We start from the raw sequence: 25,311 nt of genomic DNA on the forward strand, positions 1-25,311 counted from the left end.
CGGGCCCGGATCATGTCTTGAAGGGGGCAGTGCCGGCCCGTTGCGGCACTGTATATAAACGACACGCATTGTGGAACCGGCTTCAAACACAAAAAATCTTTGTCAATTTGGCAGAAAAAAGCTCCCGACGATGATGACCGCCGGGAGCAGAGGGGCCGGGAGGCCCTGCGGGACAGGAAAGAGGACGCCTTGCGGCCTGCGGCAGCTCAGCCGGGCAGGCCGGTGCCGCTGTCGGCCACTTCGCGATAGAGGGCGACCAGGGCGCCGTGATCGTTGAAGCGGTCGGGGTCGGATCGGCTGCCAGCCGGTCGCAGACCGCATCGATCTTGTCGATGTCGATCACCACCCCGGCCTCGGCCAGGCGGCGGGTGATGGCGTTGCGCGGCGTGCCGCCGACCATGATCGCATTGGGGCGAAGCGCCGCCACCGGCCGCACCGGCCAGGCCTCGGCCGTGCGCACCCAGCCGAGATGGGTGGGGGCGGTGACGGTGCGGGCCTCGGTGCCGAGCAGCGGCTTGGTCGGCATCAGCGGCAGGCGGATCATCTCGCGCAGGGCATGGGCGGCCTCGATCACCGGCTCCAGCGCCACATCGGTCGCAAGCCCCATGCGCGGGCCGTTGAGCCGCAGCTGGGCGATCGCCTCTTCGAGTGCGGTGTTGCCGGCGCGCTCGCCGATGCCGCAGAGCGTCGCCTGGAAGCTGTCGGCGCCGGCTTCCAGCGCCGCCAGGGTGTTGGCGAGCGCCAGCCCCATATCGTCGTGGCAATGGGCCGAGAGGATCACGTCCGGACCGACCCAGGACCGTATGGCGCGGACCAGGGCGGCGAATTCATGGGGCAGGGCACAGCCGACCGTATCGGGGATCGCAACCGTGCGCGCGCCTGCTTCGACCGAGGCCTTGAGCAGGCGCTCCAGGAAGGGCAGGGAGCCCCGGGTGGCGTCTTCCGGGGCGACGGCGATGTCGTCGAACCCCAGAGAGGCCGCGTGGCGCACGCTGCGCACCGCCTCCTCAATCGCCTCTTCGGCGGTGATCCGGCGCTTGTGCTCCAGATGGATTTCCGAGCCGACCAGCAGGATCTCGATCTGGGCATTGCCGCTGGAGCCCAGCCCCTCGGCGATGATGTCGATGTCGCGTTCGGCGGCCCGGCAGAAGGCGCAGATCTTGCTTGCCCGCGGGCCCTGGGCCATTTCGCGGAAGGCTTCGAAATCCTCGCCCGACGAGGCCGGAAAACCGCCTTCGACCAGATCCAGCCCCAGCGCATCCAGCCGGCGGAACATCGCCACCTTCTGCTCGGCCGACATCACATTGCCCGGCGCCTGCTCGCCGTCGCGCAGCGTGGTATCGAAGACCATCACCCGTCGCGGCTGAGGTGCGGTGGCGGGCTGGCGGATGTGAACGATGCCGTTCTCGGTGGTGTCCATGGCTTGCCCCGTCGCTGGCTGCTGCCGATCGTGCAGAACCCTTTGATCGTGGCGCGGGTCTGCATACACAACCACTGGTACATATACCTGATGGTTTTGTCGATCCAAAACTTACACGCGCCTTGCGCGATGATGCGGTCCCGGGATTGGCAGTCGGGGATCTGGGCGGTATCACAGCATGTCTGCACCGCCTTCCGAGGAGCTGCCCCCTTGATCGACCGGCTGGAGTTCCTGCTGGCCCTGTCCCGCGAACGTCATTTCGGCCGCGCCGCCCAGGCCTGCGGCGTGTCGCAGCCCACACTCTCGGCTGGGGTGAAGGCGCTGGAGGACATGCTCGGCACCATGCTGGTCCAGCGCGGCTCACGTTTTCGCGGCTTTACGCCGGAAGGTGAGCGGGTGCTGGACTGGGCGCGGCGCATCGTCGGGGATGCACGCTCGATGCGGCAGGAGATCGATGCGCTGAAGCGCGGCCTGTCGGGCACGCTCAGGATCGCGGTGATCCCGACCGCGCTGGGGATCACGCCGCGGCTGACCACCGGCTTCCGGATCCGCAACCCCCAGGTCCGTTTCGCCATACGAACCTGCACCTCCACCGAGGTGCTGCAGCTGGTCGATGATCTGGCGGTGGAGGCGGGCATCACCTATCTCGACAACGAACCGCTCGGCCGGGTGGGGACGGTGCCGCTGTATCGCGAGCGTTATCACCTGCTGACCGCCGCCGACAGCCCCGAGGGCGGCCGCGCCTCCATCGCCTGGGCCGAAGCCGCCGGGCTGCCGCTCTGCCTGCTCAGCCGCGACATGCAGAACCGCCGGATCATCGACGGCATGCTGGCGGCCGCCGGCGGCGATGCGGCGCCGCTGCTCGAATCCAATTCGGTCTCGGTGCTCTCGGCTCATATCCGCACCACCCGCTGGTCCACGATCATGCCGGTGGGGCTGGCCGAGGCGCTGGGTCTGGTGGGCGACGGCCGGATCAATGCCGTGCCGCTGGTCGATCCGGATGTGTCTCACCAGGTCGGACTGGTCGTACCCCAGCGTGAGCCGATGATGCCGCTGACCGCAGCCCTGGTCGCTGAAGCCCGCCGCCTGGTGGCCGCCGACAGCGTGTCGATGCCCCAATCCCGATCGCGACGATAGGAAAAGCTGATCGTGTAACGGAAACGCGATATTGATACGGCGTCGGCCCGGGGCCATCCTCACCTCAGAGGACTTTCGCCCAGGACAACCAGAAAACGGGCCGGGGAATGACGCGATACGACAGCTGGACGCCCGAAAAGGGCGCCCTGATCATCGGTGATATGGCGGCGGAGGGCCGCACGGCCCTGCTGCCGATCCTGCACGAGATCCAGGCGAGCTTCGGCCATGTGCCGGCCGAGGCGGTGCCGATGATCGCCGAGGCGCTGAACCTGACCCGGGCCGATGTTCACGGCGTGGTCAGCTTCTATCATGATTTCCAGGAAACACCGGTGGCACCCCGGGTGCTGAAGCTCTGCCGGGCCGAGGCCTGCCAGGCCGCCGGCGCCGACCAGGTGGCCCGCCGGGTGGCGGAGCGGACCGGCCTTGCCTGCGGGGAAACCTCGGCCGACGGGGCGCTGGCGGTGGCGGCGGTCTATTGCCTGGGCCTCTGCGCCACGGCGCCGTCGGCCATGCTCGAAGGCCCGGGCGTCGAGGGCGGAAGGCGGCTCGGCGCCCGGCTGGGCGGGCCCCGGCTCGAACGCCTGATCGACGAGGCCGTGCGATGAGCGTGACGATCTACCTGCCCAAGGATGCCGCCGCGCTGGCGCTTGGCGCCGACGAGGTCGCGGCCGAACTCACCCGTCTCGCCCGCGCAGCCGGGCGGGATCTCAATCTGGTGCGCACCGGCTCTCGCGGTCTGTTCTGGCTGGAGCCGATGATCGAGGTGGCGACCCCGGCCGGCCGCATCGCCTATGGCCCGGTCGAGGCATCCGACGTCGAAAGGCTGATCGCAGCCGGTCTCTTCGAGGGTGGGGCTCATCCGCTCCGCCTCGGCACCGCGGCCTCGATCCCGTTCCTGGCCCGTCAGACCCGGTTGACCTTCGCGCGAACCGGCATTGTCGATCCGGCATCGGTCGAGGATTATCGCGCCCATGGCGGCTGGGCCGGGCTTGAACGCGCACTGGAGCTGGGCCCTGAGGGCATCGTCGAAGAAGTGGTGCAGTCGGGGCTGCGCGGCCGCGGCGGGGCGGGTTTCCCGACCGGTGTGAAATGGCGCACGGTCGCGGCTGCAAAGGCGCCGCAGAAATACATCGTCTGCAATGCGGATGAAGGCGACAGCGGCACCTATGCCGACCGGATGATCATGGAGGGCGACCCCTTCGTGCTGATCGAGGGCATGGTCATCGCCGGCATCGCGGTGGGTGCCACCCGCGGCTATGTCTATCTGCGCTCGGAATATCCCCATGCCGCGGCGGCCTTTGCCCTGGCGCTGGACGAGGCCCGCCGCGCCGGGCTTCTGGGCCGCCGCATCGGCGGCTCGGCCCATGATTTCGACATCAAGCTGCGCATGGGCGCCGGCGCCTATGTCTGCGGCGAGGAAACCGCGCTGCTCGACAGTATCGAAGGCAAGCGCGGCCAGGTCCGCGCCAAGCCGCCGCTGCCGGCGCATCAGGGCCTGTTCGGCCGGCCGACGGTGATCAACAACGTCATCTCTCTCGCCAGCGTGCCCTTCATCCTGGCCGAGGGGGCGGGGGCCTATCGCGATTTCGGCATGGGCCGGTCGCGCGGCACGATGCCGATCCAGCTGGCCGGCAATGTCCGCTTCGGCGGGCTTTACGAGACCGGCTTCGGCGTCACCCTGGGCGAGCTGGTCGACGAGATCGGTGGCGGCACCGCCAGCGGCCGGCCGGTGCGGGCGGTGCAGGTGGGCGGGCCGCTGGGGGCCTATTTCCCCCGCGCCCTGTTCGACACCCCCTTCGACTACGAAGCCTTCGCGGCGGCCGGCGGGCTGATCGGCCATGGCGGGGTGGTGGTGTTCGACGACACCGTCGACCTGCGCGCCCAGGCGCGGTTCGCGATGGAATTCTGCGCGATCGAAAGCTGCGGCAAATGCACGCCCTGCCGGATCGGCTCCACCCGCGGGGTGGAGGTGATCGACCGGATCGGGGCGGGGGATCCGAAACAGATCACCCTGCTGCGCGACCTCTGCGAAACCATGAAGTTCGGATCGCTTTGCGCGTTGGGCGGTTTCGCCCCCTATCCGGTGCTGAGCGCGCTCGATCATTTTCCCGAGGATTTCGGTGCGGGCGCGGCCGGGTCCGCCGCCGCGGCCGAATGAGGAGACCGGACATGTCGCTGATCCACGAAACCGATTACGGCACCCCGGCCTCGCACGCCACCGCCATGGTGCGGCTGACCATCGACGGCCGCGAGGTGGAGGTGCCCGAGGGCACCTCGATCATGCGGGCGGCGACCGAGGCGGGGGGCGCCATCCCCAAGCTCTGCGCCACCGACATGCTCGATGCCTTCGGATCGTGCCGGCTGTGCCTGGTGGAGGTGGAAGGCCGCAACGGCACGCCCGCCTCGTGCACCACGCCGGTGGCCGACGGCATGGTGGTCCATACCCAGACCCCGCGCCTGCAGAAGCTGCGCCGAGGGGTGATGGAACTCTATATTTCCGACCACCCGCTCGACTGCCTGACCTGTGCCGCCAATGGCGATTGCGAACTGCAGGACATGGCGGGCGCCGTGGGCCTGCGAGATGTCCGCTACGGCTATGACGGCGCCAACCATCTGGTGGCGGAAAAGGACGTCTCGACGCCCTATTTCACCTATGACCCGTCGAAATGCATCGTCTGCTCGCGCTGTGTCAGGGCCTGCGAAGAGGTGCAGGGCACTTTCGCCCTGACCATCGAAGGGCGCGGCTTCGGCTCGCGGGTGGCGGCCGGCCAGGGCGAGGCCTTCTTCGACAGCGAATGCGTGTCGTGCGGCGCCTGCGTCCAGGCCTGCCCGACGGCGACGCTGACCGAGACCACGGTGATCGAGATCGGCCAGCCCGAACGCTCGGTCGTCACCACCTGCGCCTATTGCGGGGTGGGCTGCACCTTCAAGGCCGAGATGCGCGGCGAAGAGCTGGTGCGCATGGTGCCCTACAAGGACGGCAAGGCCAATCGCGGCCATTCCTGCGTCAAGGGCCGCTTCGCCTGGGGCTATGCCACCCATCGCGAGCGTATTCTGAAGCCGATGGTGCGCGAGCGGATCACCGACCCCTGGCGCGAGGTGTCGTGGGACGAGGCGATCGGCCATGTCGCCCGTGAATTCCGCCGCATCCAGGCCAAATACGGCCGCACCGCGATCGGCGGCATCACCTCGTCGCGCTGCACCAATGAAGAGACCTTCCTGGTTCAGAAGCTGATCCGCGCCGGTTTCGGCAACAACAATGTCGATACCTGCGCCCGGGTCTGTCATTCGCCGACCGGCTATGGGCTGAAGACCGCCTTCGGCACCTCGGCCGGCACCCAGGATTTCGATTCGGTCGAACAGTCGGATGTGGTGATGGTGATCGGCGCCAACCCCACCGACGGCCACCCGGTCTTCGGATCCCGGCTGAAGAAGCGGCTGCGTCAGGGGGCGAAGCTGATCGTGGTCGATCCGCGCCGGATCGATCTGGTGCGCACGCCCCATGTCGCCGCCGCCCATCACCTGCCGTTGCGCCCGGGCACCAATGTCGCGGTGCTGACGGCACTCGCCCATGTCGTCGTCACCGAAGGCCTGGTCGACGAGGCGTTCGTGCGTGCGCGCTGCGACATGGAAAGCTTCGGCGCCTGGGCGGAGTTCGTCGCCGACCCGGCCAATTCGCCCGAAGCCGTGGCGCAGTATACCGGCGTCGATCCCGACGAGATCCGCAAGGCCGCCCGGCTCTATGCCACCGGCGGCAATGCCGCGATCTATTACGGGCTGGGCGTCACCGAGCACAGCCAGGGCTCGACCACGGTGATGGCGATCGCCAACCTCGCCATGGCCACCGGCAATCTCGGCCGGCCGGGCGTGGGCGTGAACCCGCTGCGCGGCCAGAACAACGTCCAGGGCGCCTGCGACATGGGCTCGTTCCCGCACGAGCTGCCGGGCTATCGCCATGTCGCCGACGATGCCACCCGCCAGATGTTCGAGGAACTCTGGGGCGTGGAGCTGGATCACGAGCCGGGGCTCAGGATTCCGAACATGCTGGATGCCGCCGTCGGCGGCAGCTTCAAGGGGCTCTATGTCCAGGGCGAAGACATCCTGCAATCCGACCCCAACACCGCCCATGTCGCGGCCGGGCTGGCGGCGATGGAATGCGTGGTGATCCAGGACCTGTTCCTGAACGAGACCGCCAATTACGCCCATGTCTTCCTGCCTGGCTCCACCTTCCTTGAGAAGGACGGCACCTTCACCAATGCCGAGCGCCGCATCCAGCGGGTCCGCAAGGTGATGTCGTCGCGCTCGGGCAAGGCCGATTGGGAGATCACGCTCGACATCGCCCATGCCATGGGCTTCCGCATGGATTACAGCCATCCGTCCGAGATCATGGACGAGATCGCGCGGGTGACGCCGACCTTTGCCGGCGTCTCTTACGACCGGCTCGACGCGTTGGGCTCGATCCAGTGGCCGTGCAACGACAAGGCGCCCCAGGGCACGCCGGTGATGCATGTCGACGGTTTCGTGCGCGGCCAGGGCCGGTTCATGATCACCGAATATGTGCCGACCGACGAGAAGACAGGGCCGCGCTTCCCGCTGCTGCTGACCACCGGCCGGATCCTCAGCCAGTACAATGTCGGCGCCCAGACCCGGCGGACCGAGAATGTGCGCTGGCATGAAGAGGATCTGCTGGAGATCCATCCCCATGATGCCGAAGAACGCGGCATCCGCGACGGCGATCTGGTGAAGCTGCAGAGCCGCGCCGGCGCCACCGCGCTCAAGGCGCTGATCACCGACCGGGTGGCGCCGGGCGTGGTCTACACCACCTTCCATCACCCGATGACCCAGGCCAATGTGGTGACCACCGACTATTCCGACTGGGCGACCAACTGCCCGGAATACAAGGTGACCGCGGTCCAGGTCTCGCCCTCCAACGGCCCCACCGACTGGCAGGCACGCTATGACGATTTCGGCCGGCAGAGCCGGCGCATCGTGGTCGATGCAGCGGAGTGACGAGGACCAGCGGCCTTTGGCCCGGGTGATGCCCGCCTTCTGGCACGAGGGCCATGCCGGCAGCCGGGCGCGCATCATCCCCGACGAGGTCGCGGTCGCCTTCACCTACAACCAGAGCACCCATGCGGTGATGATGGCGAGCCCGGCGGATCTGGAGGATCTGGCCGTGGGCTTCAGCCTGAACGAGGCGATCGTCGAGCATCCCGGCCAGATCGAGGAGATCCGGGCGGTGGTACTGGAAGACGGCATCGATCTGCGCATCCGCCTGGATGCCGACCGTGCCGCCGGACTGATCGAACGGCGCCGCCATGTCGCGGGGCCGAGCGGCTGCGGGCTTTGCGGCATCGACAGTCTGGCCGGCGCCATGCGGCCGCCGAAGACGGTGGGGGAGGGGCTGCGGCTGACGCCCGATCAGGTGCTGGTGGCGCTGGACGCGCTGGGCCCGCATCAGATCTGGGGGCGGGAAAGCCGGGCGATGCATGCCGCCGGCTGGTGGCATCCCGATCGCGGTATGGCGCTGGTGCGCGAGGATGTCGGCCGGCACAATGCGCTCGACAAACTGGCGGGCGCATTGGTGCTGGGCGGCCTGCCTGCGGCCGAGGGCGTGGCGGTGATCACCAGCCGGGTCTCGATCGAGATGGTGCAGAAGGTGGCCATGGCCGGTATCACGGTGATGATCGCGGTCTCGGCACCCACGGCACTGGCGATCCGCACGGCCGAGGCGGCCGGCATCACCCTGGTCGCGGTTGCGCGCGCCGATGGCTTCGAAGTCTTCACCGGGGTACGGCGGATCGCCGGCCTCGACCAATCCTGAGGAAAGCTGACCGCCGATGTCCCCCGACAAGCTGGTGATGATGGCCAATCAGATCGGCCGTTTCTTCGTGGCCCAGGGCCCCGATCAGGCGGCCCAGGGCACCGCGGAGCATATCCGCCAGTTCTGGGACCCGCGGATGCGCGCGGCGATCCTGGAGCACCTGGCCGCCGGCGGCGAGGGGCTTGACCCCCATGTCCGCCGCGCGGTGGAGATGCTGCGCGACGGTTAGGCCGTTGCGGTCAGGTCAACTCAACGCCCGGGCGATCGCGGCAAAAAAGGCGTCGTCGTCGATTTCCAGCCGGCGCCTGTAGCCGGGCTTGGCGCGGGCGCTCGCCACCACGACCACCAGGCCATGGGCCGGGTTGATGTGGATGTACTGGCCGTAAATGCCTTCGGCCTGGAAGCTGCCGGCCAGGATCGGATCGTCGAGTTCCGGCACCCACCACATATAGCCATAGGGGATGCGGCGGCCGTCGATCTGATAGGGGCTGCCGGCCTCGTCGCGCCAGCCGGCGGGCAGGATGGAGCGGCCGTCGATCCGGCCGTCGTCCAGTACGAACTGGCCGAAGCGGGCATAGTCCGAAAGGGCCGCATTCATGCCGCTGCCCGAAATGGTCATGGCGCCGGGCGCCTCGCACCACCAGCGGGCATCATGGGCCATGCCGATCCGCGACCAGATCCGGCTTGAAAGATAGTCGGTGAGGCGCATGCCGGTCGCGGCCTCGACCACCGCCGCCACCAGATAGCTTTCGCCGGTGTTGTAAGCCCAGGCCCCGCCGGGTGGCGTTGCGGCGGGCAGGCCGGTCATGAAGCCGATGATGCCGCCCGGCTGCCAGCGGGCCTGAACCTCCAGCAGCTGCCGGCGGTCCGAGATTGGATCCACATAGTCTTCATTCCAGCGGATACCCGAGCACATCCGCAGCACCTGGCGGAGCGTGACCGCGCGATAGCCGCCGCCCAGGGGCACATATGCCGTCACCGGGTCGTCGATCGAGCCGATCGCACCCTCGGCGATCGCCACGCCCACGAGTGTGGAGGCGATCGATTTGGCGAGTGAACAGGAATGCCAGAGCGTATCCGGCGTCACGCCGCGCTGGCAGATCTCGGCCACCCGCCGGCCGTCCTTCAGCACCACCAGCCCGGCGACGGCATTGGTCGTCAGATAGTCGTAGAGGTCGAAGACGCGGCCCTTGTCGTGGATCGCGAGCGGCGGCAGGCCGCCTGCCGGGTGGTCTTGGAAATCCCGTACCGGACCGGTCCCGCGCGAGATGGTCCGGGTCGGGAACCAGCCGGTGTCGGTGGTCATGGTCCGGATCATCTCGTCGGGCAGCAGCTGGCCGTCATAGAAGCGGGTGAGATGAGCGCGGGCCGCGGCGGAGAGGGCCATGTCCGGTCGTCCTCGTCTGTCGGAAATCATGTAAAGGTATGTCAGGCCATCACGAAATGGCCGGGCGCCACTTCGTCATACCGGCGGACCGGCGGTTGCCAGCCGGCGGGGCGCAGCGGGCTTGCGATCTCGGCGGGGGCGATGTCGCGGCGGCGGAAGCGTGCGGCCGGATCCGCTACCGGCACGGCATCGAGCAGCCGGCGGGTATAGGGGTGGCGGGGATCGTAGAGCACCTGGGCGCGCGGGCCGATCTCGACGATTTCGCCCAGATACATCACCGCCACCCGATGGGCGACGCGCTCCACCACGCCCATATCATGGGAGATGAACAGATAGGCGAGGCCGAGACGGGCCTGCAACTCCAGCATCAGATTGACCACCTGGGCCTTGATCGACACGTCGAGCGCCGAGACCGCCTCGTCGGCGATCAGCACCGAGGGTTCGAGAGCAAGTGCCCGGGCGATGCACAGCCGCTGACGTTGCCCGCCCGAGAATTCCTGCGGCCGCCGCCCGGCCATCTGCGGATCGAGGCCGACCAGGGCCAGCAGCTCCGCAACCCGCGCCCGGGCGGCGGCGCCCCGGGCGATGCCGTTGATCTCCAGCGGTGCCGCGATCGCGGTGCCCACCGAATGACGCGGGTTGAGGCTGGAGAAGGGGTCCTGGAACACCATCTGCACCCGGCGCACGGCATCGCGGCGCGCAAGGCCGTCGAGCGGCCGGCCGTCGACCAGCACCTCGCCGGCATGGGGGCGGGTGAGCCCCATGATCGTGCGGCCGATGGTGGACTTGCCGCAGCCGCTTTCGCCAACCAGGGCCAGGGTCTCGCCCGGTGCGACCGTGAAGGACACGTTCTCCACCGCATGGACGGCCGGGCGCCGCCGGGCGAACAGCCCGCCGCCGGTCAGATAACGGGTGGTGAGGCCGCGGATCTCCAGCGCCGGGGTGGCGGCATGGTCGGGGGGGCCTGCGAGCGGCGCCGCCGGGGTGGCGGCACCGCTCTCGGGATCGATCGCATCGAAGGGGGTCGGGCGATCGATCGACCGCATAGCGCCCAGCCGCGGCACGGCCGCGAGCAGGGCGCGGGTATAGGGCTGCTGCGGGGCGTCGAAGATCCGGGCGGTCCCGGCGGTTTCGATCAGGGCGCCGCGGCACATCACCACCACCCGGTCGGCGATTTCGGCCACCACGCCCAGATCATGGGTGATGAACAGCACCGACATGCCGTCTTCCGCCTGCAATTCGCGGATCAGCCCCAGGATCTGGGCCTGAATGGTGACGTCGAGTGCGGTGGTCGGCTCGTCGGCGATCAGCAGTTTCGGCCGGCAGGCCAGCGCCATGGCGATCATCACCCGCTGGCGCATGCCGCCCGAGAAGTTGTGCGGATGGTCGCCGAGGCGCGAGGCCGCGGCCGGAATCCGGACCCGGTCGAGCAGGCGCACCACCTCGGCATCGGCGGCGCGGCGGTCCAGGCCGCGATGCAGCATCAGCGCTTCGGCGATCTGGAAGCCGATGGTCCGGACCGGGTTCAGGCTGGTCATCGGCTCCTGGAAGATCATCGACATCCGGCCACCGCGCACCCGGCACATATCAGGCTCGGACAGGGTGGTCAGCTCCTGGCCTTCAAGGCGGACGGAGCCGGTGACCCGGCTGGTCGCGGCCGGCAGCAGGCGCATCGCCGCCATGGCGGTGACGCTCTTGCCCGAGCCGCTTTCGCCGACCACGGCTACGGTCCCGCCCGGACCGACGGCGAGCGAGATGTTGCGGACGACGCTGGTCCAGCCGGCGGGGCCGCGGAAGGCAACACCCAGCCCTTCGATTTCGAGGACGGGTGCCGGGGCGGGCGGGGAGGCCGTCTCGGTCATGCCGCCCCTCCAGCCCTGCGGTCGACCGGCGTCTTCAGGCCGATCCACACCGTCTTGACCTGCTGATACTGCGCCATCGCTTCCCGGCCCTTGTCGCGGGCGAGGGAGCCCGACTTGCCCCAGCCGCCGAAGGGCGTCTTGACGTCGCCTTCGGTGAAGCCGTTCACCGCCACCGTGCCACAGCTGAGCCGGCGGGCGAAATGAAGCGCGCGGTCGATGTCGCGGGTGAAGACCGTGGCATGCAGCCCGTATTCGGTGCCGTTGGCGACCGCCAGCGCCTCGTCCATGCCGTCGACCGGCAAGGTGCCGAGAACCGGGCCGAAGATTTCCTCGCGTGCGATCGACATGCCGGCGGTCAGGTCGCCGAAGACCACTGGTGCCAGATAGCTGCCGGCTGCAAGCGCCGGATCGACCCGGCCGGCATGGACCAGTCTCGCCCCCTCGGCCCGGCCGCGTTCCAGATGGGCCTGCACCCGGCGGCGATGGCCGGCGGAGATCATCGGCCCCATCCCGGTCGCGGGGTCGAGCGGATCGCCCGGCGCCAGCGACTGCAGCCGGTCGACGATCCGCGCCAGATACTCATCCTGCAGGCGGCGCGGCACGATCTGGCGCATATTGGCCGAGCAGTTCTGCCCGGCATTCCAGAAGGCGGCGGTCACCGCATGGTCGATCAGCTCAGGGGTCAGCTCAGCATCGTCGAGCACGATGAACGGGCTCTTGCCGCCCATCTCCAGCCCTACGGTCTTCAGATTGCTGCTGCCGGCATATTGCAGGAACAGCCGACCGACCTCGGTCGAGCCGGTGAACGAGACCGCGTCGATATCGCCATGCTGGCCGATCAGCCGGCCGGTGGTCTCCCCCGGGCCGGTGACGACGTTGAGCACGCCTTCGGGCAGCCCGGCCTCGATCGCGAGTTCGGCCAGCGCCAGGGTCGTCAGCGAGGTCTCTTCGGCCGGTTTCACCACCACCGAACAGCCGGCGGCGAGCGCCGGTGCCAGCTTCCAGGCCGCCATCAGCAGCGGGAAGTTCCAGGGCAGCACGGCGCCGACCACGCCGATCGGCTCCCGCATGATCAGCGCGCAGGCCGCATCGCCGGTGGGGGCGACGTCGCCATAGCTCTTGTCGATCGCCTCGCCATACCACTGGAAGAAGTCCGGCACCTCGCCGCCGATCTCTTTCAGGCAGTCGCTGACCGGCTTGCCGCTTTCCAGGCTTTCCATCACCGCAAGCCGCGGGGCGGCGGCGCGGATCAGCCCGGCCAGGCGCAGCAGCACCTCCTTGCGCCGTTCGGGCGTCGCTCGGGACCAGACACCGTCGCGAAACGATCGACGGGCTGCGGCAACCGCGCGGTCGACCTCGTCGGCACCGCAGAGCGGCAGGGTGGCGAGCACCGCGCCGGTCGCCGGGTTCAGCGTCTCGAACAGGGCGCCGCTGCGGGCGGCGGCTGGTGCGCCGTCGATGAAGGCCCGCGAGGGCAGGCGCAGCTCTGCGGCGATCCGCCGGGTGTCTTCGAGGGTCGACCAGGTCATGGGCGCAGGCTCCGTGGCGAAAGATGGGAAGCAGACCGGGCGCAATAGCTTTCAGATGCCGCCATAGGGGCGGCGCCACCTGCCGGTTGCGAAGCGGTCGGCGGCGAAGGGGGTGATATCGACCGGGGCCGGCCGGCCCAGGGCCAGATCCGCCAGCACCTGGCCGACCGCGGGGCCGAGGCCGAAGCCGTGGCCCGAAAAGCCGGTGGCGACCAGCAGGCCGGGCGTGGCGGCGGGGGCGTCGATCACCGGCAGGGCGTCGGGCATCACGTCGATGGCGCCGGCCCAGGATTTGACGATCGGGGGCGTGCCGGCGGCGGGGAACAGCGTCGCGAAGCGCCTGGCCGCATCCGACACCCGTTTCGGATTGGCCGGGATGTCGGGCGCGCGCGGCCGCAGGGTGCGCGTGGTCGCGGGTTCCGCCAGACGCTCGATCAGGTCATCGGCGAAGGGGCGCCCCAGCTTGAGCGAGAAGGCCCGCCGCCGCTGGATCAACTCGCGCAGGAAGAAGCCGGCGGCGCGGAAGGAATCGAGGGTGAGGTCGACATCGGTGCCGCCATCGGTGGCGATGATGCACGACCCGTCGGGCCGCTGGCGCAGGCCCAGCCCCGCGCCCACGAAACAGGGCAGGTCCAGATCGGCCATCGGCGCGGTCAGGGCCACGGTGCTGCGCACGGTTTTCTGCGGCAGGGCCGGGATCAGCCCGGCCAGCAGGCGATGGCTGCGGGCGCCGGCCGTGCAGATGACAGTGGATGCAGCGATCCGGCCGTGTTCGGTGACGACACCGCTGATCCGGCCGGCCGCGGTCTCGATCGCCCGGGCGCCGCAATCCTCGATCAACACGGCACCGGCTGCACAGGCGGCGCGGGCGAAGGCGAGGGTTGCGAGCAGCGGTTCGGCCTGGCCGTCGCTCGCCGCCAGAATGCCGCCGGCCGTGGGGCGGCCGAGGCCGGGGAAGCGCTCTGCCACCTCGGCCGCACTCAACAGCCGGGTGTCGTGGACCCGGTCGCCGGCATCTTTCAGCCAGCCGGCATGGGCTGCCTGTTCGGCATCATCGGCGGCGACGAACAGGCAGCCGCGCTGCCGCCAGCCGGTCTCGTGACCCAGATCGGTCCGAAGCCCCGGCCAGAGCGACAAAGCGAGCCCCGCCAGCGGCAGTTCCGCCGGATCGCGGCAGAGGCTGCGCACGAAGCCCCAGTTGCGGCCCGATTGCTGCGAGCCGATCCGCGCGACCTCCAGCAGCACCACCTTCAGCCCCGCCCGGGCGAGATACAGGGCTGTCGCACAGCCCATGATACCGCCGCCCAGGATCACGGCGTCGGCCGTGGCCGGCAGCGGCTCGGCGCCGTCTTGCAACCGGGCGAGGGTGTCGGCAGGGGCGTGGCCCAGAAGACTAAGCGACGGCATCGAGCACGGCATCCATGTCCATCTCGACCCGGATGTCGGGGTCGAACAGCCCGGCCTGAACGGTGGTGCAGGCGGGATCGATGCCGCGGAAGGCTTCGGCATAGCCGTCCATCACCGCGTCGTAATCCTCGGCCCGGGCGATGTAGATCCGCACCCGCACCACATGGGCGAGCCCGCCGCCGGCCTTTGCCAGAACCGCGGCGGCATTGCGGAAGATCTGCGCGGTCTGCGCCGCGGCACCCTCGGCCAGGGTGTCGGTCGCGTAGTCGTATCCCGTCGTGCCGGAAATCCGGACCCGGTTTCCGGTCACCACCGCCCGGGCATAGGCATAGCGGCGTTCCCAGGCACTGCCGGAATAGAGCCGGCGGCCGGTCGAAGGCGGGGTCGAAGACACGGGATGGGGGAAGTCGGTCATCTCTGGCACCGTCGCGGGTTGAACTCCGCCATGAGGATCGGAGACCGGCGCCGCCGACGTCGATGTCAAAAAATCGCGCCTGGGGTGCAATAAATCGAACCGGCATAGGAGCTGGTTCTATGGGGCGAGGATCCCTGCGCGAGACAGGATCCGCTGTCACCCCGCCACACTTTATTGGGTCGGGCCTGCGATTTATTAGAATCGACACCCGATCCGGCCCTGCGATCCAATTGGCTCAGCCGATCGACGGCGACGAGACAGCCTCAGGGAGAGCGGACGGATATGCGTGCGGACTTCGTCATCATCGGTGGTGGCATATCGGGGGCGGCGGCGGCCTTCTTCCTGTCGGAAGCAGGGCAAGTGGTGCTGATCGAGCAGGAGAGCCATTTCGGCACCCACAGCTCGGGCCGGACCGCGGGCCAGTTCACCGTCGGCATTTCCGCCGACACGATGCGGGTCGCCGCTGCCGCCAGCCGCAGCTTCTTTCAGACCCCGCCCGAGGGCTTCGCCGAGGGGCCGCTGATCAGCCCGCGCGGCAGCCTGACGGTTGCGCGGCGCGACCGGTTTGCGGTGCTCGACCGGCTGGAGGCACGGATCGCCGAGGCCGGCGGCCGGGCGGAGCGGCTGGACCGCGCCGGCGCGCTCGCGGCCTTCCCGGCGCTTCGGCCCGAGACGGTCGATGAGGCGGTGCTGGAGGTGGATGCCGCCGATATCGATGTCGACCGCCTGCTTCAGGGATATCTGCGCGGCGCCCGGCGCAACGGCGCCCAGACCGAAACCGGTGCTGCGGTAACCGCCATCCATCGCGAGGGCGGGCTCTGGGTGGTCGATACCGCGACCGGTCGCCACGAGGCGCCGGTGCTGGTCAATGCGGCCGGCGGCTGGGCCGACCGGGTGGCGGGTCTGGCGGGTGTGGCGCCGATCGGCCTGACCCCCTATCGCCGCACCGCTTTCACCTTCCCGCTGATCCAGGCTCCGGAAGGCGGCAGCATCGGGGGCGACTGGCCGCATGTCACCTCGGCCGAATACGATTGGTACGTCAAGCCCGAGGCCGGCTGTTTCATGGGCTCGCCCGCCGATGCCCATCGGGTTCAGCCGGGCGAGATGTATCCGGAAGATTTCGACGTCGCCCTCGGCATCCATGCGATCGAGCGCGACACCAGGCTGACCATCCGCCGGCCGCTGGCCAGCTGGGCCGGCATGCGCAGTTTCGTGGCTGACCGCAACCCCGTCTGCGGCATGTCGGGGGCGGCGCCCGGCTTTGTCTGGCTGGCGGGGCAGGGCGGCTGCGGCGTGCTGACCTCGCCGGCGCTCGGCCGGGCGGTGGCGGCGATCGCCTGCAACCGGCCCCTGCCGGACGATCTGGACGACTGGGGCCTCCGCCTTGCGGCGCTGTCGCCCGACCGGCCGGGCCTTGCGGCCGGCTGACGCCTTCTCTTCCCCCGCGCTGCCCTATGACCGGCAAAAAGCCGGCACGATCGACCAAAAAAGAAGATCCATCGGGAGACTTACGTCATGCAGACGCCTTCGCTTTCGAAGCGCAGCTTCCTGAAACTTTCCGCCGCGGCAGGGGTGGCCGGCGCGGTCGGCGGCATGGCCGCGGGGCCGCTCCGCGCGCTTGCCGCCGGGCCCGAGCCGCGCCCGGGCGGCCAGGTGATCGCCGGCATCTCTCAGGAGCCGACGGTGTTCAACCCGCTGATGCCGGGCAGCGAATACGACCAGGGCATCTGGTGGCAGGTGTTCAGCACGCTCTGGTACATCGACGCCGACGGCACGATCGTGCCGGATCTGGCGGCGGAGCTGCCCACGGTCGCCAATGGCGGGCTGTCGGCCGATGGCCGGATCTGGAAGGTCCGGCTGCGCAAGGGCATCACCTGGCATGACGGCACGCCGTTCACGGCCCATGACGTGAAGTACACGCTGGATCTGATCAACAATCCGGACTTCAAGGTGCGCAACCGGGTCGGCCATTCGCTGCTGCGCAATGTGACAGTCACGGCGGACGACGAAATCCAGTGGGTGCTGTCCGAGGCCTTCGCGCCCTATATGTCGGTGCTGTCGCTCACCTTCATCGTGCCCCGCCATATTCTGGGCAAGGCGGATGATCCGAACACCGCCCCCTTCAACACGGCCCCGGTCGGCACCGGCCCGTTCCGCTGGGGGGAGCGCCGGGCTGGCGAGCTGGTGCTGCTGGAAAAGAACCCGGCCTATCATGGCGACGGGCCCTATCTCGACCGGGTGGTGTTCCGCTACATCCCCGATCAGACCATGCTCTACACCCAGTTCCGCAGCGGCGAGATCGATTATCTGGGCCTCTCCGGCCTGCAGCCGGCCTTCGATGTCGAGGCCCGCGCCCTGCCGGACCGACGGATCGTGGCGGCACCGGCGCCTTTCGTCGAGCATATCGCCCTCAACCACGGCTTTGCCCCCTTCGCCGACAAGGCGGTGCGCCAGGCGCTGTATCTGGCCATGAACCGCAAGGCGCGGCTGGAGGCGATCTATCACGGCCGGCCGATCGAGACCGAGTCCTATGTGCCCCACGGTCATTGGGCCTTCGATGACGGGCTGCCGAAGCACAGCCACGACCCCGCGGCGGCAAAGGCCCTGCTCGACAAGGCCGGCTGGCTGCCCGGCGCCGACGGCATCCGTCAGAAGGACGGCGTGCGGCTGGCCTTCACCAATTCGACCAGTGCCGGATCCCAGTCGCGCGAACAGGCCCAGCAGCTGCTGAAACAGGACTGGCGCGAGATCGGCGTCGACATGACGATCGAGAACATGCCCGGCGCCGTGATCTGGGGCGAATTCTGGCAGAAGTCGCAGTATCAGTCGGTGATGGTCGCCTCCAACTTCCTGCAGGGCAGCGACCCGGACGTCACGCCGCGCTTCTCCAGCAAGGCAATCCCGGCCCAGGGCGGCAGCGGGCTCAACACCTATCAGTACCGCAACCCGGAAGTCGACGGGCTGCTGGAACGCGGCAGCCGCGAGATGGACCAGGCGGTGCGGCGCAAGATCTATCAGCGTCTGCAGCAGATCATCCGCGAGGATCTGGTCTTCCTGCCGGTGTCGCAGTCGGTGATCGTCGAAGGCGTGAAGGCGAAGCTCACCGGCTATCGCCCGAACATCAATGCCTCGTCGAACTGCTGGAACATGCGACACTGGTTCTGGGCGGCGTGACGGAGGATCTTCCGGACCATGACGATCTATCTGGCGCGACGATGCGGGCAGGCCGTGGTGCTGATGCTGCTGGTCTCGGTCATCGGCTTCGGCATCCTGCATCTCGCCCCGGGCGGGCCGCTGTCGCAATACGTCCTGTCGTCGAACATGGCGCAGGAAGATATCGACCGGATCACCCGCCAGTTGGGGCTGGACCGGCCCTTCCTGCTGCAATATGTCGACTGGCTCGCCCGGATGGTGACCGGCGACTGGGGGCAGTCATATCGTGACGGGCTGCCGGTTCTGACCAAGATCGCGACCCATATCGGGCCGACGCTCGAAATCATGCTTGCCTCCACCGTGATCGCCGCCCTGCTGGGCGGCGTGATCGGCATGCGGGCGGCGGTGCGCCGGCATTCGCTGACCGACCTGCTCGCCACCGGCGGGGCGATGATCGCGCTGTCGATCCCGACCTTCTGGTTCGCCCTGATGGCGATCTATCTGTTTTCGATCGAACTCGGCTGGCTGCCGTCCGGCAATCGCAGCACCATCGGCGACGGCTCGCTCGGCGATGTGCTCCATCACATGATCGCACCGGTGATGGTGCTGGCGCTGGTGGAGACCGCGGTCTGGGCGCAGTTCATGCGGGCCTCGATGCTCGACACGCTGGGGCAGGACTATATCCGCACGGCGCGGGCCAAGGGGCTGCGCGAACGGGTGGTGATCCGCGCCCATGCGCTGCGCAACGCGCTGCTGCCGATGATCACCCTGGTCGGGCTGCAATTCCCCACCCTGCTCGGCGGTGCGCTGGTCACCGAAACGGTGTTCAGCTGGCCGGGCATGGGACGGCTGTTCCTCGACAGCCTGGAATATCGCGACTACCCGGTGGTGATGGGCATTCTGATGCTCTCGGCGCTGATGGTGATGGCAGGCTCGCTGTTGGCCGATGTGCTCTATGCCGTGGCCGACCCACGGATCAGGATGGATTGACCGCGATGACCGTGCAGACTGCCTCCGATATCGCAGCCCCTGCCGCGCCGCGCGGTTTCCTGCGGCAGCTGATGGCGCGGCCCGCCACCATGGCCGGCGCCGGATTGATCCTGCTGATGACGCTTGCGGCCTTTCTCGGCCCCCTGGTTGACCCGACCGATCCGGACCGGATCGACGTGCTGAAGCGTTTCCTGCCGCCGCTGAGCCCCGGTCATCTGCTGGGCACCGACGAGCTGGGCCGCGACGTGCTCGCCCGCCTGCTCGGCGGCGGGCGGATCTCGCTCGCCATCGGCTTCTCGGCCATGCTGCTCTCGGTGGTGATCGGCACCGCCATCGGCATGGTCGCGGGCTGGCGCGGCGGGGTGATCGGTGCCGTGCTGATGCGCTTCGTCGATGCGATGATGGCGTTTCCGACCGTCTTTCTGGTGCTGGCCCTGGCCCTGCTGATCAGCCCCGGCCTTGCCTCCACCACCATCCTGATCGCCGCCACCTCGTGGATGAGCGTGGCCCGACTGGTGGAGGGGCAGTACCGGTCGCTGCGCACGGCCGATTATGTCGCGGCCGCCCGCACCGCGGGTGCCTCGGATCTTCGCATCATGGTGGTGGAGCTGTTGCCCAATGCGGCAGGCGCGATCATCGTGGCGGCCACGCTCAACGTCGCGCGGGCGATCCTGCTCGAATCCTATGTCAGCTATCTGGGCTATGGCATTCAGGCGCCGATGGCGAGCTGGGGCAACATGCTCAACAATGCCCAGGTCTATCTGACCTCCGCCCCCTGGCTCGCCATCCTGCCGGGCCTCGCCATCACCCTGACGGTCACCAGTTTCAACTTCATGGGCAACGGGCTCAGGGATACACTCGACCCCCATCGCTGACGACCGGCCATCAGGAGGCGCGCCATGTCCCGACGTCTGCCGTCGCTCAACGCGCTCAGATGCTTCGAGGTGGTGGCGACCCATATGGGGGTGAAAAAGGCCGCGCAGGTGCTGAATGTCAGCGAAAGCGCGGTCAGCCGTCAGGTGCGCATCCTGGAGGACCAGCTGGGCGTGTCGCTGTTCCTGCGCACCCATGGCGGCATGGAGATCACCGAAGAGGGCCGCCGTCTGGCGCTGGCGGTGACGGAAGCCTTCGATCACATCGCCAATGCGATCGATCCGTTCCAGAACGACCAGGATGTGGTCACGCTGAAGGTGATCCCCACTTTCGCCCTGCGCTGGCTGTTCCCGCGGCTGCACAGATTCCACGAACAGCATCCGATGATCCGGATCGTGGTCCAGACCCGGCTGAACGACATGACGGTGGACGAGACCGGCGCCGATCTGGGCATCCGCTATGGCCGTGGCGGCTTTCCCAACGAGGATGCGACCGAACTTTACGCCGAATGGATCGTGCCGGTGGCGGCCCCCGGGCATCTGGATCCCGACCGGCCGGAGGAAGATCTGCGCAGCGCCATGCTGCTCCACCCGCTGCCCGATCATCAGGACTGGATCACCTGGTCCGAGAAGTCGGGCATGCCGCTGCGCGTCCATGACGGGCTGGATTTCGACGCGCTCGACATGGCGCTGAGTGCCGCAGAAGCCGGCCTCGGCGTCGCGATCGCCGATGTGGTTCTGGCCGATCAGGCGATTCGCGACGGCCGGCTGGTGGTGCCGATCGACAAGGCGGTGCCGAGCGGCGTGTCCTATTTCCTGGTCCGCCGCCCCGAACTTCGCCGCCGCCGCCAGGTCCGCCTGGTGGAAGACTGGCTGCTGGCCGAGATTGCAACCGCACGCGAGACCATTGCCAGCTACGCGCGCGGCTGAGCTGCACGAGCTGAGCTGCACGAGCTGAGCTGCACGAGCTGATCTGCAGGAGCTGACCCGTCTATGCCGCGCGGCGTTCCGTACCGCGGCCCATCAGCTGTTCGCCGGCCAGGGCATAGGCCAGAACCAGGGCCGCGAACAGCACCGCCACGCCCGACATCAGCGGCACGAAGCCATAGGCCGCCAGGCACCAGCCGCCCACCGCAAGCACGGCGGCGTTGGTGAGGCCGTACCAGCGTTCCATGCGGCCGATCAGCCGGGCGCGGGTGGGGGCCGCCATCGGCAGGCGGTTGAGATTGGCCATGGTGACCGGCCGTATGCCGCCGGTGGCGAAACCGAGTGCGGTGATCGCGACCAGCCCGGCGATCAGGTTTTTCGAGGCGGTGGCGAACAGGATCAGCGAGATCAGGCCGATCGCGGGCATGGCCACGGTGATCGCCCGGGCGCCGATCCGGTCCATCACCGTCGGCGCATAGCGCGCCGACAGGAAGGCCGCCAGGTTGAACAGGCTGAGCACCAGCCCGAACCAGTAGAGATCGACCTTCAGCGTCAGGAAGAACAGCGCCGGCAGGAAGCCCACGAAGGCGGCAAGCGCGAAGGCGCGCATCAGCACGTAATAGGCCATCCAGCCCGCCTCGCCCGGCACGCTGGTCGCCGGAGCGAGGGAAGCGGGCGCGCCGGGGCTGGCCGCGGTCTGTGCCGGCGCCGCCGGGGTGCTGACCATCAGGATCGCGATCGCCGAGACCAGCGCCGCGGCCAGTGCGGCCAGGAAGGGCAGTTCCGGGGCGAAGCGATAGAGCACGCTGCCCGCCGTACCCGCCACCAGCACCGCCAGGAAGATCAGAGAGGCGGTACGGCTTTCATGGGTGCGATAGGCGATGACCTCGTCATCGCCGTGCAGGCTGCGGAGCAGGGCCGAATCGGTGCCCTGGGCCAGCGCATAGCCGATACCGCCGGCGATCTGGGCCGCCAGCAGCCACCAGAAGCCGCCGGCTGCATCCAGCGGCGCCGGCAATGCCGGCACCATGGCAAAGGCCACGATCATGCCGAGGCCGGCCGCCTTCAGCACCTCGCCGGTGGCGATCACGCCCTTCTGCGGCAAGACCCGGCCAAGCCGGCCGGCCGGGCCGACCGCCAGGCAGATGGTCAGGCCATAGGCCGCCAGCAGCAGTTCCAGCCGGAAGATGTCGAGCCCGCGTTCGTAGAAGAACACGAACAGGATCGGCAGGTGGAAATAGAGCCGCGACAGGATGCGATAGACATAGATCAGCGGCACGTCGCGTGGGCTGCGGATGCTCATGACCGGGTCCTCACGCGCTGGCCGCGCGGCCGCGGACCTCGTTCACCCGCTGCATCAGGCGCTGCTTGTAGGCCTCGGTATCGGTATCCAGGTTGGGGAAGACCTCCTGGATGCGGCTGACCGGATAGACCCCGGCGCGGACCAGATACGGCCGCTCGAAGGTGAAGTCGACGATGGTGTTGGCCTTGACCGCACTGTCCGAGGTGGCACCGGGCGTGTCGCCGCCCAGGTCGATGATCAGGTCGACCCCGTCGCCGATATCGGCGACCGCCTTGTCGAGATCGACGAAGATGTCGCCCTGGCCCGAGATGTTGGCCGAGGTGGCGCCCACCGGCCGGCCGGCGGCGCGGATGATGTCTTCCAGCGGCGAGGCGCCCTGGCAGGCCACGCCCAGCGTGTCATAGCCCATGGTGAAGGCCGGCGGCAGGTCGCAGGCCTTGTCGAAGATCAGCGTCAGCTCCCCCGGCCACAGCCGCACGAAGGCATCGGGGGCGACCCAGTCGGGGACCACCACATGGCGGGCCGCCTCGGCCGGATTGGCGATCGAGAAGGTCAGCGGACCGAATTTGGTGCGCTTCTTCACGTCGAACACCCGCTGGATGGCATCGGCGTTGAAGGCGTCGCAGATCAGATTGTACTGCGTGCGCGTGGGGGTGATGACCAGCCCGCCCGCGCGGATCACCTCGGCCGCCTCGTCGATCGCGCCGGCGGAAAGTTTCACGATATTGACCATGGTGCCTGCCGTCCCTTGCCCGTGCGGACCATGCCGATCCGGGTTCTGCCCCCGTTGCCCCGGGGACCGGCCGTGTTCCGGCCGAACATAACCCTGGATCGCCTGGTCCATGATCCGATCAATTATGGCGACAGGCTAACATCACCGGCCCCGAATCGGAAGCATGCAGATCAACTTGTACGGGATATACGCAACAGGCCGTCTCATCCTGAGGTTCGGCCCTCTGGGGAGAGGCGGGGGAGGGCGGGTCAGCTGCCGGTGGGGGTGCCGATGGCGAAGGCGGTGAACAGTTCCCGCGCCATCGCGCGATCGACCGGCTGGCCGGCATCGCGGGCCAGCGCCAGATAGGCGCGCAGGATCGGCGCCATCGACGGCCCATAGGTCTCGCGTTCGGCCAGGAAGAGCGGACGGAGCAGCAGCACCGCGCGCTGGACCTCTTCAAAGGCCACCCGCATCCGCCCGGCGCGGGCATGGGCATCGGCGATGGCGGTCAGCACACGCGCCATCGACGGCAGAAGCACCCGGTTGTGGCGAGTGGCCTGCTGGGACAGGCGCCGGAAGACATCGCGGGCGGCATCGATATCGCCGCGACCGGCATCGGCCACCGCCAGCGGCTCCCCCACCTGGGCAGCGGATTGGGAGAGGCGATAGGCCGCCGCCGCCGTATCGGCATTGGAGGCGATGCGGTCGACCAGCAGGAAGAAGATCTGTCGGGCGAGATTACGGTCACCCTGTTCAAGGGCGGCCTGGCCCAGCTGTTCCGCCCGGGCGGCCGCCTGTTCGGCGTCGCCGTCGCTGATCAGCATGCGGGCGTCGTGATCGATGGTCATACCGTCGGTCATGTCGGGCAGCCTGGCTGAGGAGGCGGGGCCGTGCGGGGGCGCGGGGATGAGGCCTTGAGCGTGGCAGCACGCCGCGGCGCCATAGTTATGGTCGCGTGGCGCATGCGAAACAAGGGTTCCCGACCCGTGGTCGCATGGATTGCGGGATTTCGTCGGCCGGCCCGGTTCAGGGGCCGCGGGGCGGCCGGCTGTCGGGGTTGACGGGGGGCCGTTCCTGCCTGCCGCGATTGCGCAGACCGTGGACCAGTAGGGCCAGGATCCAGGCGGCAAGCGGGACCAGAAAGAAGCCGTCGAACAGGGGATGCGCGGGATCCGCCCCGGTCACCGCGGTGACGAAGGTCATCCAGACCAGAGTGAAGACGATGAGCGCGCGGCGCCAGCGATCGGGCATGCCGAAAGAATGCCCTGGTCGTCTCCGCCATGCAATCATGGCGTCTGTTCGATTGCGGCCATGTCCCTTCCGCCGCTATCCTGAGCGGACGGGACATGAAAGGCGACAGTGGAGACGCCCGATGAGCCATGCCCCCAAAGACGCACGCCTTGCGGCTCTGCCCCAGGCGGCAGCACGGATCGTGGAGGCCCTGGGGCTTGCCCCCCATCCCGAAGGCGGATGGTTTGCCGAAGTCTGGCGCAGCCCTGCACCCGATGGGGGCCGGGGGGCGCTGACCACGATCTATTTCCTGCTGGCCCGCGGAGAGCGGTCGCACTGGCACCGGGTCGATGCCGAAGAGGTCTGGCATCACTATGCCGGGGCGCCGCTGGCGCTGGACATGGCACCCGACGATGCTGCGGCCCCGCGGCGCCATCTGCTGGGATTCGATCCAGACCGTCCCGCAAACGCCGATGCCGGCCGGCCGGTGCTGGTGGTGCCCGCCGGCTGGTGGCAGGCGGCGGAAACCCTGGGCGAGTACACGCTGGTCGGCTGTTCGGTGGCGCCTGCCTTCACCTTCGACGGTTTCGAACTGGCGGCACCGGGCTGGGCGCCGGGGCGTCCGGCCGGCAGGCCGGAATCGTGAGCCCGGCACGGGACGCGCGCTGGCAGGCGGTCGCCGCCCTGACCGTCACCGAACTGGCCGGCGGCGACTGCCCCGCGGCTGAGCGGCGCGCGCGGCGCATGCTGCGGATCGCACGCGGTGCCGAGGACGGATCGGGGCCACGCCGGTCTGCGGCGCTGGCCGGGCTCTCGGTGCTGCTGTGGCGGCCGCCCCATCTTGTCCGCCGCGACGCCATGCCCTGGCTGGAGCTGATCGCACCCTATCGCGCCGAAATTGCCGCCGATCGCCAGCTGGGTGAGGCGATGATGCTGACCGGTCTGGCGCTGAGTTTCGCCATGGGGCCGGGATCGGCGGAAATCCGCCGCTGGGCGGGCATTGCCGGGCCCGATATGGCCGCGCGGGTGGCAGGTATCACCGCGCCGCCGCTGCCGGATGGCGACATGCCTGCGCAGGCGCCCTGCACGCGCCCTCAGCGCAGGGCTTGGCGTTCGCGCGCCACTCGGTCAAACTGAGCC

23 protein-coding genes are annotated in these 25,311 nt (G+C 68.9%); 13 read left to right on the top strand and 10 right to left on the bottom strand.

Translation table 11 applies throughout. The features are described from left to right. Nucleotides 1-82: 82 nt before the first annotated feature. On the bottom strand, nt 83-1,420 hold the full coding sequence (locus tag TMO_RS05125; protein ID WP_014744535.1) for a LeuA family protein: 1,338 nt from the start codon (nt 1,418-1,420) through the stop codon (nt 83-85). Between the two features lie 210 nt (nt 1,421-1,630). Between TMO_RS05125 and TMO_RS05130 the strand changes: the two genes are divergently transcribed. From TMO_RS05130 to TMO_RS05155, 6 genes are all read left to right on the top strand, one after another. Then, on the top strand, nt 1,631-2,557 hold the full coding sequence (locus TMO_RS05130; protein WP_014744536.1) for a LysR family transcriptional regulator: 927 nt from the start codon (nt 1,631-1,633) through the stop codon (nt 2,555-2,557). A gap of 107 nt (nt 2,558-2,664) precedes the next feature. Next, the gene (locus tag TMO_RS05135; RefSeq protein ID WP_014744537.1) at nt 2,665-3,162 is read left to right on the top strand and encodes an NADH-quinone oxidoreductase subunit E; all 498 of its coding nucleotides are present in this window, start codon (nt 2,665-2,667) and stop codon (nt 3,160-3,162) included. Beyond that, on the top strand, nt 3,159-4,715 hold the full coding sequence (locus TMO_RS05140) for a formate dehydrogenase beta subunit (protein ID WP_014744538.1): 1,557 nt from the start codon (nt 3,159-3,161) through the stop codon (nt 4,713-4,715). Before TMO_RS05135 ends, TMO_RS05140 begins: the two co-directional genes overlap by 4 nt. A gap of 11 nt (nt 4,716-4,726) precedes the next feature. After that, complete coding sequence (gene fdhF / locus TMO_RS05145) at nt 4,727-7,567, top strand: formate dehydrogenase subunit alpha (RefSeq protein WP_014744539.1); 2,841 nt, start codon at nt 4,727-4,729, stop codon at nt 7,565-7,567. Then, the gene (gene fdhD / locus TMO_RS05150) at nt 7,554-8,381 is read left to right on the top strand and encodes a formate dehydrogenase accessory sulfurtransferase FdhD (RefSeq protein ID WP_228382263.1); all 828 of its coding nucleotides are present in this window, start codon (nt 7,554-7,556) and stop codon (nt 8,379-8,381) included. The genes fdhF and fdhD overlap by 14 nt, the downstream gene beginning before the upstream one ends. Nucleotides 8,382-8,397: 16 nt before the next feature. Continuing rightward, nucleotides 8,398-8,610, top strand: a complete 213-nt coding sequence (locus TMO_RS05155; protein ID WP_014744541.1) for a formate dehydrogenase subunit delta — start codon at nt 8,398-8,400, stop codon at nt 8,608-8,610. Nucleotides 8,611-8,625: 15 nt separating this feature from the next. On the opposite strand, the gene TMO_RS05160 is transcribed toward TMO_RS05155, so the two are convergent. Genes TMO_RS05160 through TMO_RS05180 form a run of 5 tightly spaced genes read right to left on the bottom strand, consistent with a single transcriptional unit; the run spans nt 8,626 to nt 14,981 of the window. Beyond that, nucleotides 8,626-9,768 carry a serine hydrolase domain-containing protein gene (locus tag TMO_RS05160; protein WP_051045309.1) on the bottom strand — a complete coding sequence of 381 codons (1,143 nt, stop codon included), beginning with the start codon at nt 9,766-9,768 and terminating at the stop codon, nt 8,626-8,628. A gap of 41 nt (nt 9,769-9,809) precedes the next feature. Then, on the bottom strand, nt 9,810-11,630 hold the full coding sequence (locus tag TMO_RS05165; RefSeq protein WP_014744543.1) for an ABC transporter ATP-binding protein: 1,821 nt from the start codon (nt 11,628-11,630) through the stop codon (nt 9,810-9,812). Beyond that, nucleotides 11,627-13,159 (bottom strand): aldehyde dehydrogenase family protein, encoded by a 1,533-nt coding sequence (locus TMO_RS05170; protein WP_014744544.1) that lies wholly within the window; start codon nt 13,157-13,159, stop codon nt 11,627-11,629. The genes TMO_RS05165 and TMO_RS05170 overlap by 4 nt, the downstream gene beginning before the upstream one ends. A gap of 51 nt (nt 13,160-13,210) precedes the next feature. Continuing rightward, a complete protein-coding gene (locus TMO_RS05175; protein WP_014744545.1) occupies nt 13,211-14,566 on the bottom strand; it encodes an NAD(P)/FAD-dependent oxidoreductase in 1,356 nt (451 codons plus the stop codon). After that, on the bottom strand, nt 14,553-14,981 hold the full coding sequence (locus TMO_RS05180) for a Rid family hydrolase (protein WP_051045310.1): 429 nt from the start codon (nt 14,979-14,981) through the stop codon (nt 14,553-14,555). Before TMO_RS05180 ends, TMO_RS05175 begins: the two co-directional genes overlap by 14 nt. 282 nt (nt 14,982-15,263) lie before the next feature. Here TMO_RS05180 and TMO_RS05185 point away from each other — a divergent pair, with 282 nt between their 5' ends. The 5 genes from TMO_RS05185 to TMO_RS05205 all read left to right on the top strand — a co-directional run bounded on the left by TMO_RS05185 (nt 15,264) and on the right by TMO_RS05205 (nt 20,926). Continuing rightward, nucleotides 15,264-16,409: an NAD(P)/FAD-dependent oxidoreductase gene (locus TMO_RS05185; protein ID WP_014744547.1), complete on the top strand. Its 1,146-nt coding sequence runs from the start codon at nt 15,264-15,266 to the stop codon at nt 16,407-16,409. 87 nt (nt 16,410-16,496) lie between these two features. After that, nucleotides 16,497-18,155, top strand: a complete 1,659-nt coding sequence (locus TMO_RS05190; protein ID WP_014744548.1) for a peptide ABC transporter substrate-binding protein — start codon at nt 16,497-16,499, stop codon at nt 18,153-18,155. Nucleotides 18,156-18,173: 18 nt separating this feature from the next. Beyond that, a complete protein-coding gene (locus TMO_RS05195; RefSeq protein ID WP_014744549.1) occupies nt 18,174-19,124 on the top strand; it encodes an ABC transporter permease in 951 nt (316 codons plus the stop codon). After that, on the top strand, nt 19,121-19,999 hold the full coding sequence (locus TMO_RS05200) for an ABC transporter permease (RefSeq protein ID WP_041604841.1): 879 nt from the start codon (nt 19,121-19,123) through the stop codon (nt 19,997-19,999). The genes TMO_RS05195 and TMO_RS05200 overlap by 4 nt, the downstream gene beginning before the upstream one ends. A 24-nt stretch (nt 20,000-20,023) precedes the next feature. Then, complete coding sequence (locus TMO_RS05205; protein WP_014744551.1) at nt 20,024-20,926, top strand: LysR substrate-binding domain-containing protein; 903 nt, start codon at nt 20,024-20,026, stop codon at nt 20,924-20,926. Between the two features lie 61 nt (nt 20,927-20,987). Here the strand turns inward: TMO_RS05205 and TMO_RS05210 are convergent, their stop codons facing one another. The 4 genes from TMO_RS05210 to TMO_RS05225 all read right to left on the bottom strand — a co-directional run bounded on the left by TMO_RS05210 (nt 20,988) and on the right by TMO_RS05225 (nt 24,192). After that, on the bottom strand, nt 20,988-22,226 hold the full coding sequence (locus tag TMO_RS05210) for an MFS transporter (protein ID WP_014744552.1): 1,239 nt from the start codon (nt 22,224-22,226) through the stop codon (nt 20,988-20,990). 10 nt (nt 22,227-22,236) lie between these two features. After that, nucleotides 22,237-22,959, bottom strand: coding sequence for an L-threonylcarbamoyladenylate synthase (locus tag TMO_RS05215; RefSeq protein WP_014744553.1), 723 nt, complete (start codon nt 22,957-22,959; stop codon nt 22,237-22,239). Between the two features lie 248 nt (nt 22,960-23,207). Continuing rightward, nucleotides 23,208-23,801 carry a hypothetical protein gene (locus TMO_RS05220; RefSeq protein ID WP_145978071.1) on the bottom strand — a complete coding sequence of 198 codons (594 nt, stop codon included), beginning with the start codon at nt 23,799-23,801 and terminating at the stop codon, nt 23,208-23,210. A 166-nt stretch (nt 23,802-23,967) separates the two neighbouring features. Next, nucleotides 23,968-24,192 carry a hypothetical protein gene (locus TMO_RS05225; protein WP_014744555.1) on the bottom strand — a complete coding sequence of 75 codons (225 nt, stop codon included), beginning with the start codon at nt 24,190-24,192 and terminating at the stop codon, nt 23,968-23,970. Nucleotides 24,193-24,313: 121 nt separating this feature from the next. Between TMO_RS05225 and TMO_RS05230 the strand changes: the two genes are divergently transcribed. Continuing rightward, nucleotides 24,314-24,817 carry a cupin domain-containing protein gene (locus tag TMO_RS05230; protein WP_014744556.1) on the top strand — a complete coding sequence of 168 codons (504 nt, stop codon included), beginning with the start codon at nt 24,314-24,316 and terminating at the stop codon, nt 24,815-24,817. Beyond that, entirely contained in the window at nt 24,814-25,308 is a 495-nt protein-coding gene (locus tag TMO_RS05235) for a hypothetical protein (RefSeq protein ID WP_014744557.1), read from the top strand. The genes TMO_RS05230 and TMO_RS05235 overlap by 4 nt, the downstream gene beginning before the upstream one ends. The last annotated feature ends 3 nt before the right edge of the window (nt 25,309-25,311 follow it).

It is taken from the genome of Tistrella mobilis KA081020-065, assembly GCF_000264455.2.
GTDB lineage: Bacteria > Pseudomonadota > Alphaproteobacteria > Tistrellales > Tistrellaceae > Tistrella > Tistrella mobilis.

What these genes read in the sequence shown, in the direction of transcription:
- TMO_RS05125 (WP_014744535.1), bottom strand. Translation starts at nt 1,420, where the DNA reads ATGGACACCACCGAGAACGGCATCGTTCACATCCGCCAGCCCGCCACC.
- TMO_RS05135 (WP_014744537.1), top strand. Translation starts at nt 2,665, where the DNA reads ATGACGCGATACGACAGCTGGACGCCCGAAAAGGGCGCCCTGATCATC.
- TMO_RS05140 (WP_014744538.1), top strand. Translation starts at nt 3,159, where the DNA reads ATGAGCGTGACGATCTACCTGCCCAAGGATGCCGCCGCGCTGGCGCTT.
- fdhF (WP_014744539.1), top strand. Translation starts at nt 4,727, where the DNA reads ATGTCGCTGATCCACGAAACCGATTACGGCACCCCGGCCTCGCACGCC.
- fdhD (WP_228382263.1), top strand. Translation starts at nt 7,554, where the DNA reads ATGCAGCGGAGTGACGAGGACCAGCGGCCTTTGGCCCGGGTGATGCCC.
- TMO_RS05155 (WP_014744541.1), top strand. Translation starts at nt 8,398, where the DNA reads ATGTCCCCCGACAAGCTGGTGATGATGGCCAATCAGATCGGCCGTTTC.
- TMO_RS05160 (WP_051045309.1), bottom strand. Translation starts at nt 9,768, where the DNA reads ATGGCCCTCTCCGCCGCGGCCCGCGCTCATCTCACCCGCTTCTATGAC.
- TMO_RS05165 (WP_014744543.1), bottom strand. Translation starts at nt 11,630, where the DNA reads ATGACCGAGACGGCCTCCCCGCCCGCCCCGGCACCCGTCCTCGAAATC.
- TMO_RS05170 (WP_014744544.1), bottom strand. Translation starts at nt 13,159, where the DNA reads ATGACCTGGTCGACCCTCGAAGACACCCGGCGGATCGCCGCAGAGCTG.
- TMO_RS05175 (WP_014744545.1), bottom strand. Translation starts at nt 14,566, where the DNA reads ATGCCGTCGCTTAGTCTTCTGGGCCACGCCCCTGCCGACACCCTCGCC.
- TMO_RS05180 (WP_051045310.1), bottom strand. Translation starts at nt 14,981, where the DNA reads ATGACCGACTTCCCCCATCCCGTGTCTTCGACCCCGCCTTCGACCGGC.
- TMO_RS05185 (WP_014744547.1), top strand. Translation starts at nt 15,264, where the DNA reads ATGCGTGCGGACTTCGTCATCATCGGTGGTGGCATATCGGGGGCGGCG.
- TMO_RS05190 (WP_014744548.1), top strand. Translation starts at nt 16,497, where the DNA reads ATGCAGACGCCTTCGCTTTCGAAGCGCAGCTTCCTGAAACTTTCCGCC.
- TMO_RS05195 (WP_014744549.1), top strand. Translation starts at nt 18,174, where the DNA reads ATGACGATCTATCTGGCGCGACGATGCGGGCAGGCCGTGGTGCTGATG.
- TMO_RS05205 (WP_014744551.1), top strand. Translation starts at nt 20,024, where the DNA reads ATGTCCCGACGTCTGCCGTCGCTCAACGCGCTCAGATGCTTCGAGGTG.
- TMO_RS05210 (WP_014744552.1), bottom strand. Translation starts at nt 22,226, where the DNA reads ATGAGCATCCGCAGCCCACGCGACGTGCCGCTGATCTATGTCTATCGC.
- TMO_RS05215 (WP_014744553.1), bottom strand. Translation starts at nt 22,959, where the DNA reads ATGGTCAATATCGTGAAACTTTCCGCCGGCGCGATCGACGAGGCGGCC.
- TMO_RS05220 (WP_145978071.1), bottom strand. Translation starts at nt 23,801, where the DNA reads ATGACCGACGGTATGACCATCGATCACGACGCCCGCATGCTGATCAGC.
- TMO_RS05225 (WP_014744555.1), bottom strand. Translation starts at nt 24,192, where the DNA reads ATGCCCGATCGCTGGCGCCGCGCGCTCATCGTCTTCACTCTGGTCTGG.
- TMO_RS05230 (WP_014744556.1), top strand. Translation starts at nt 24,314, where the DNA reads ATGAGCCATGCCCCCAAAGACGCACGCCTTGCGGCTCTGCCCCAGGCG.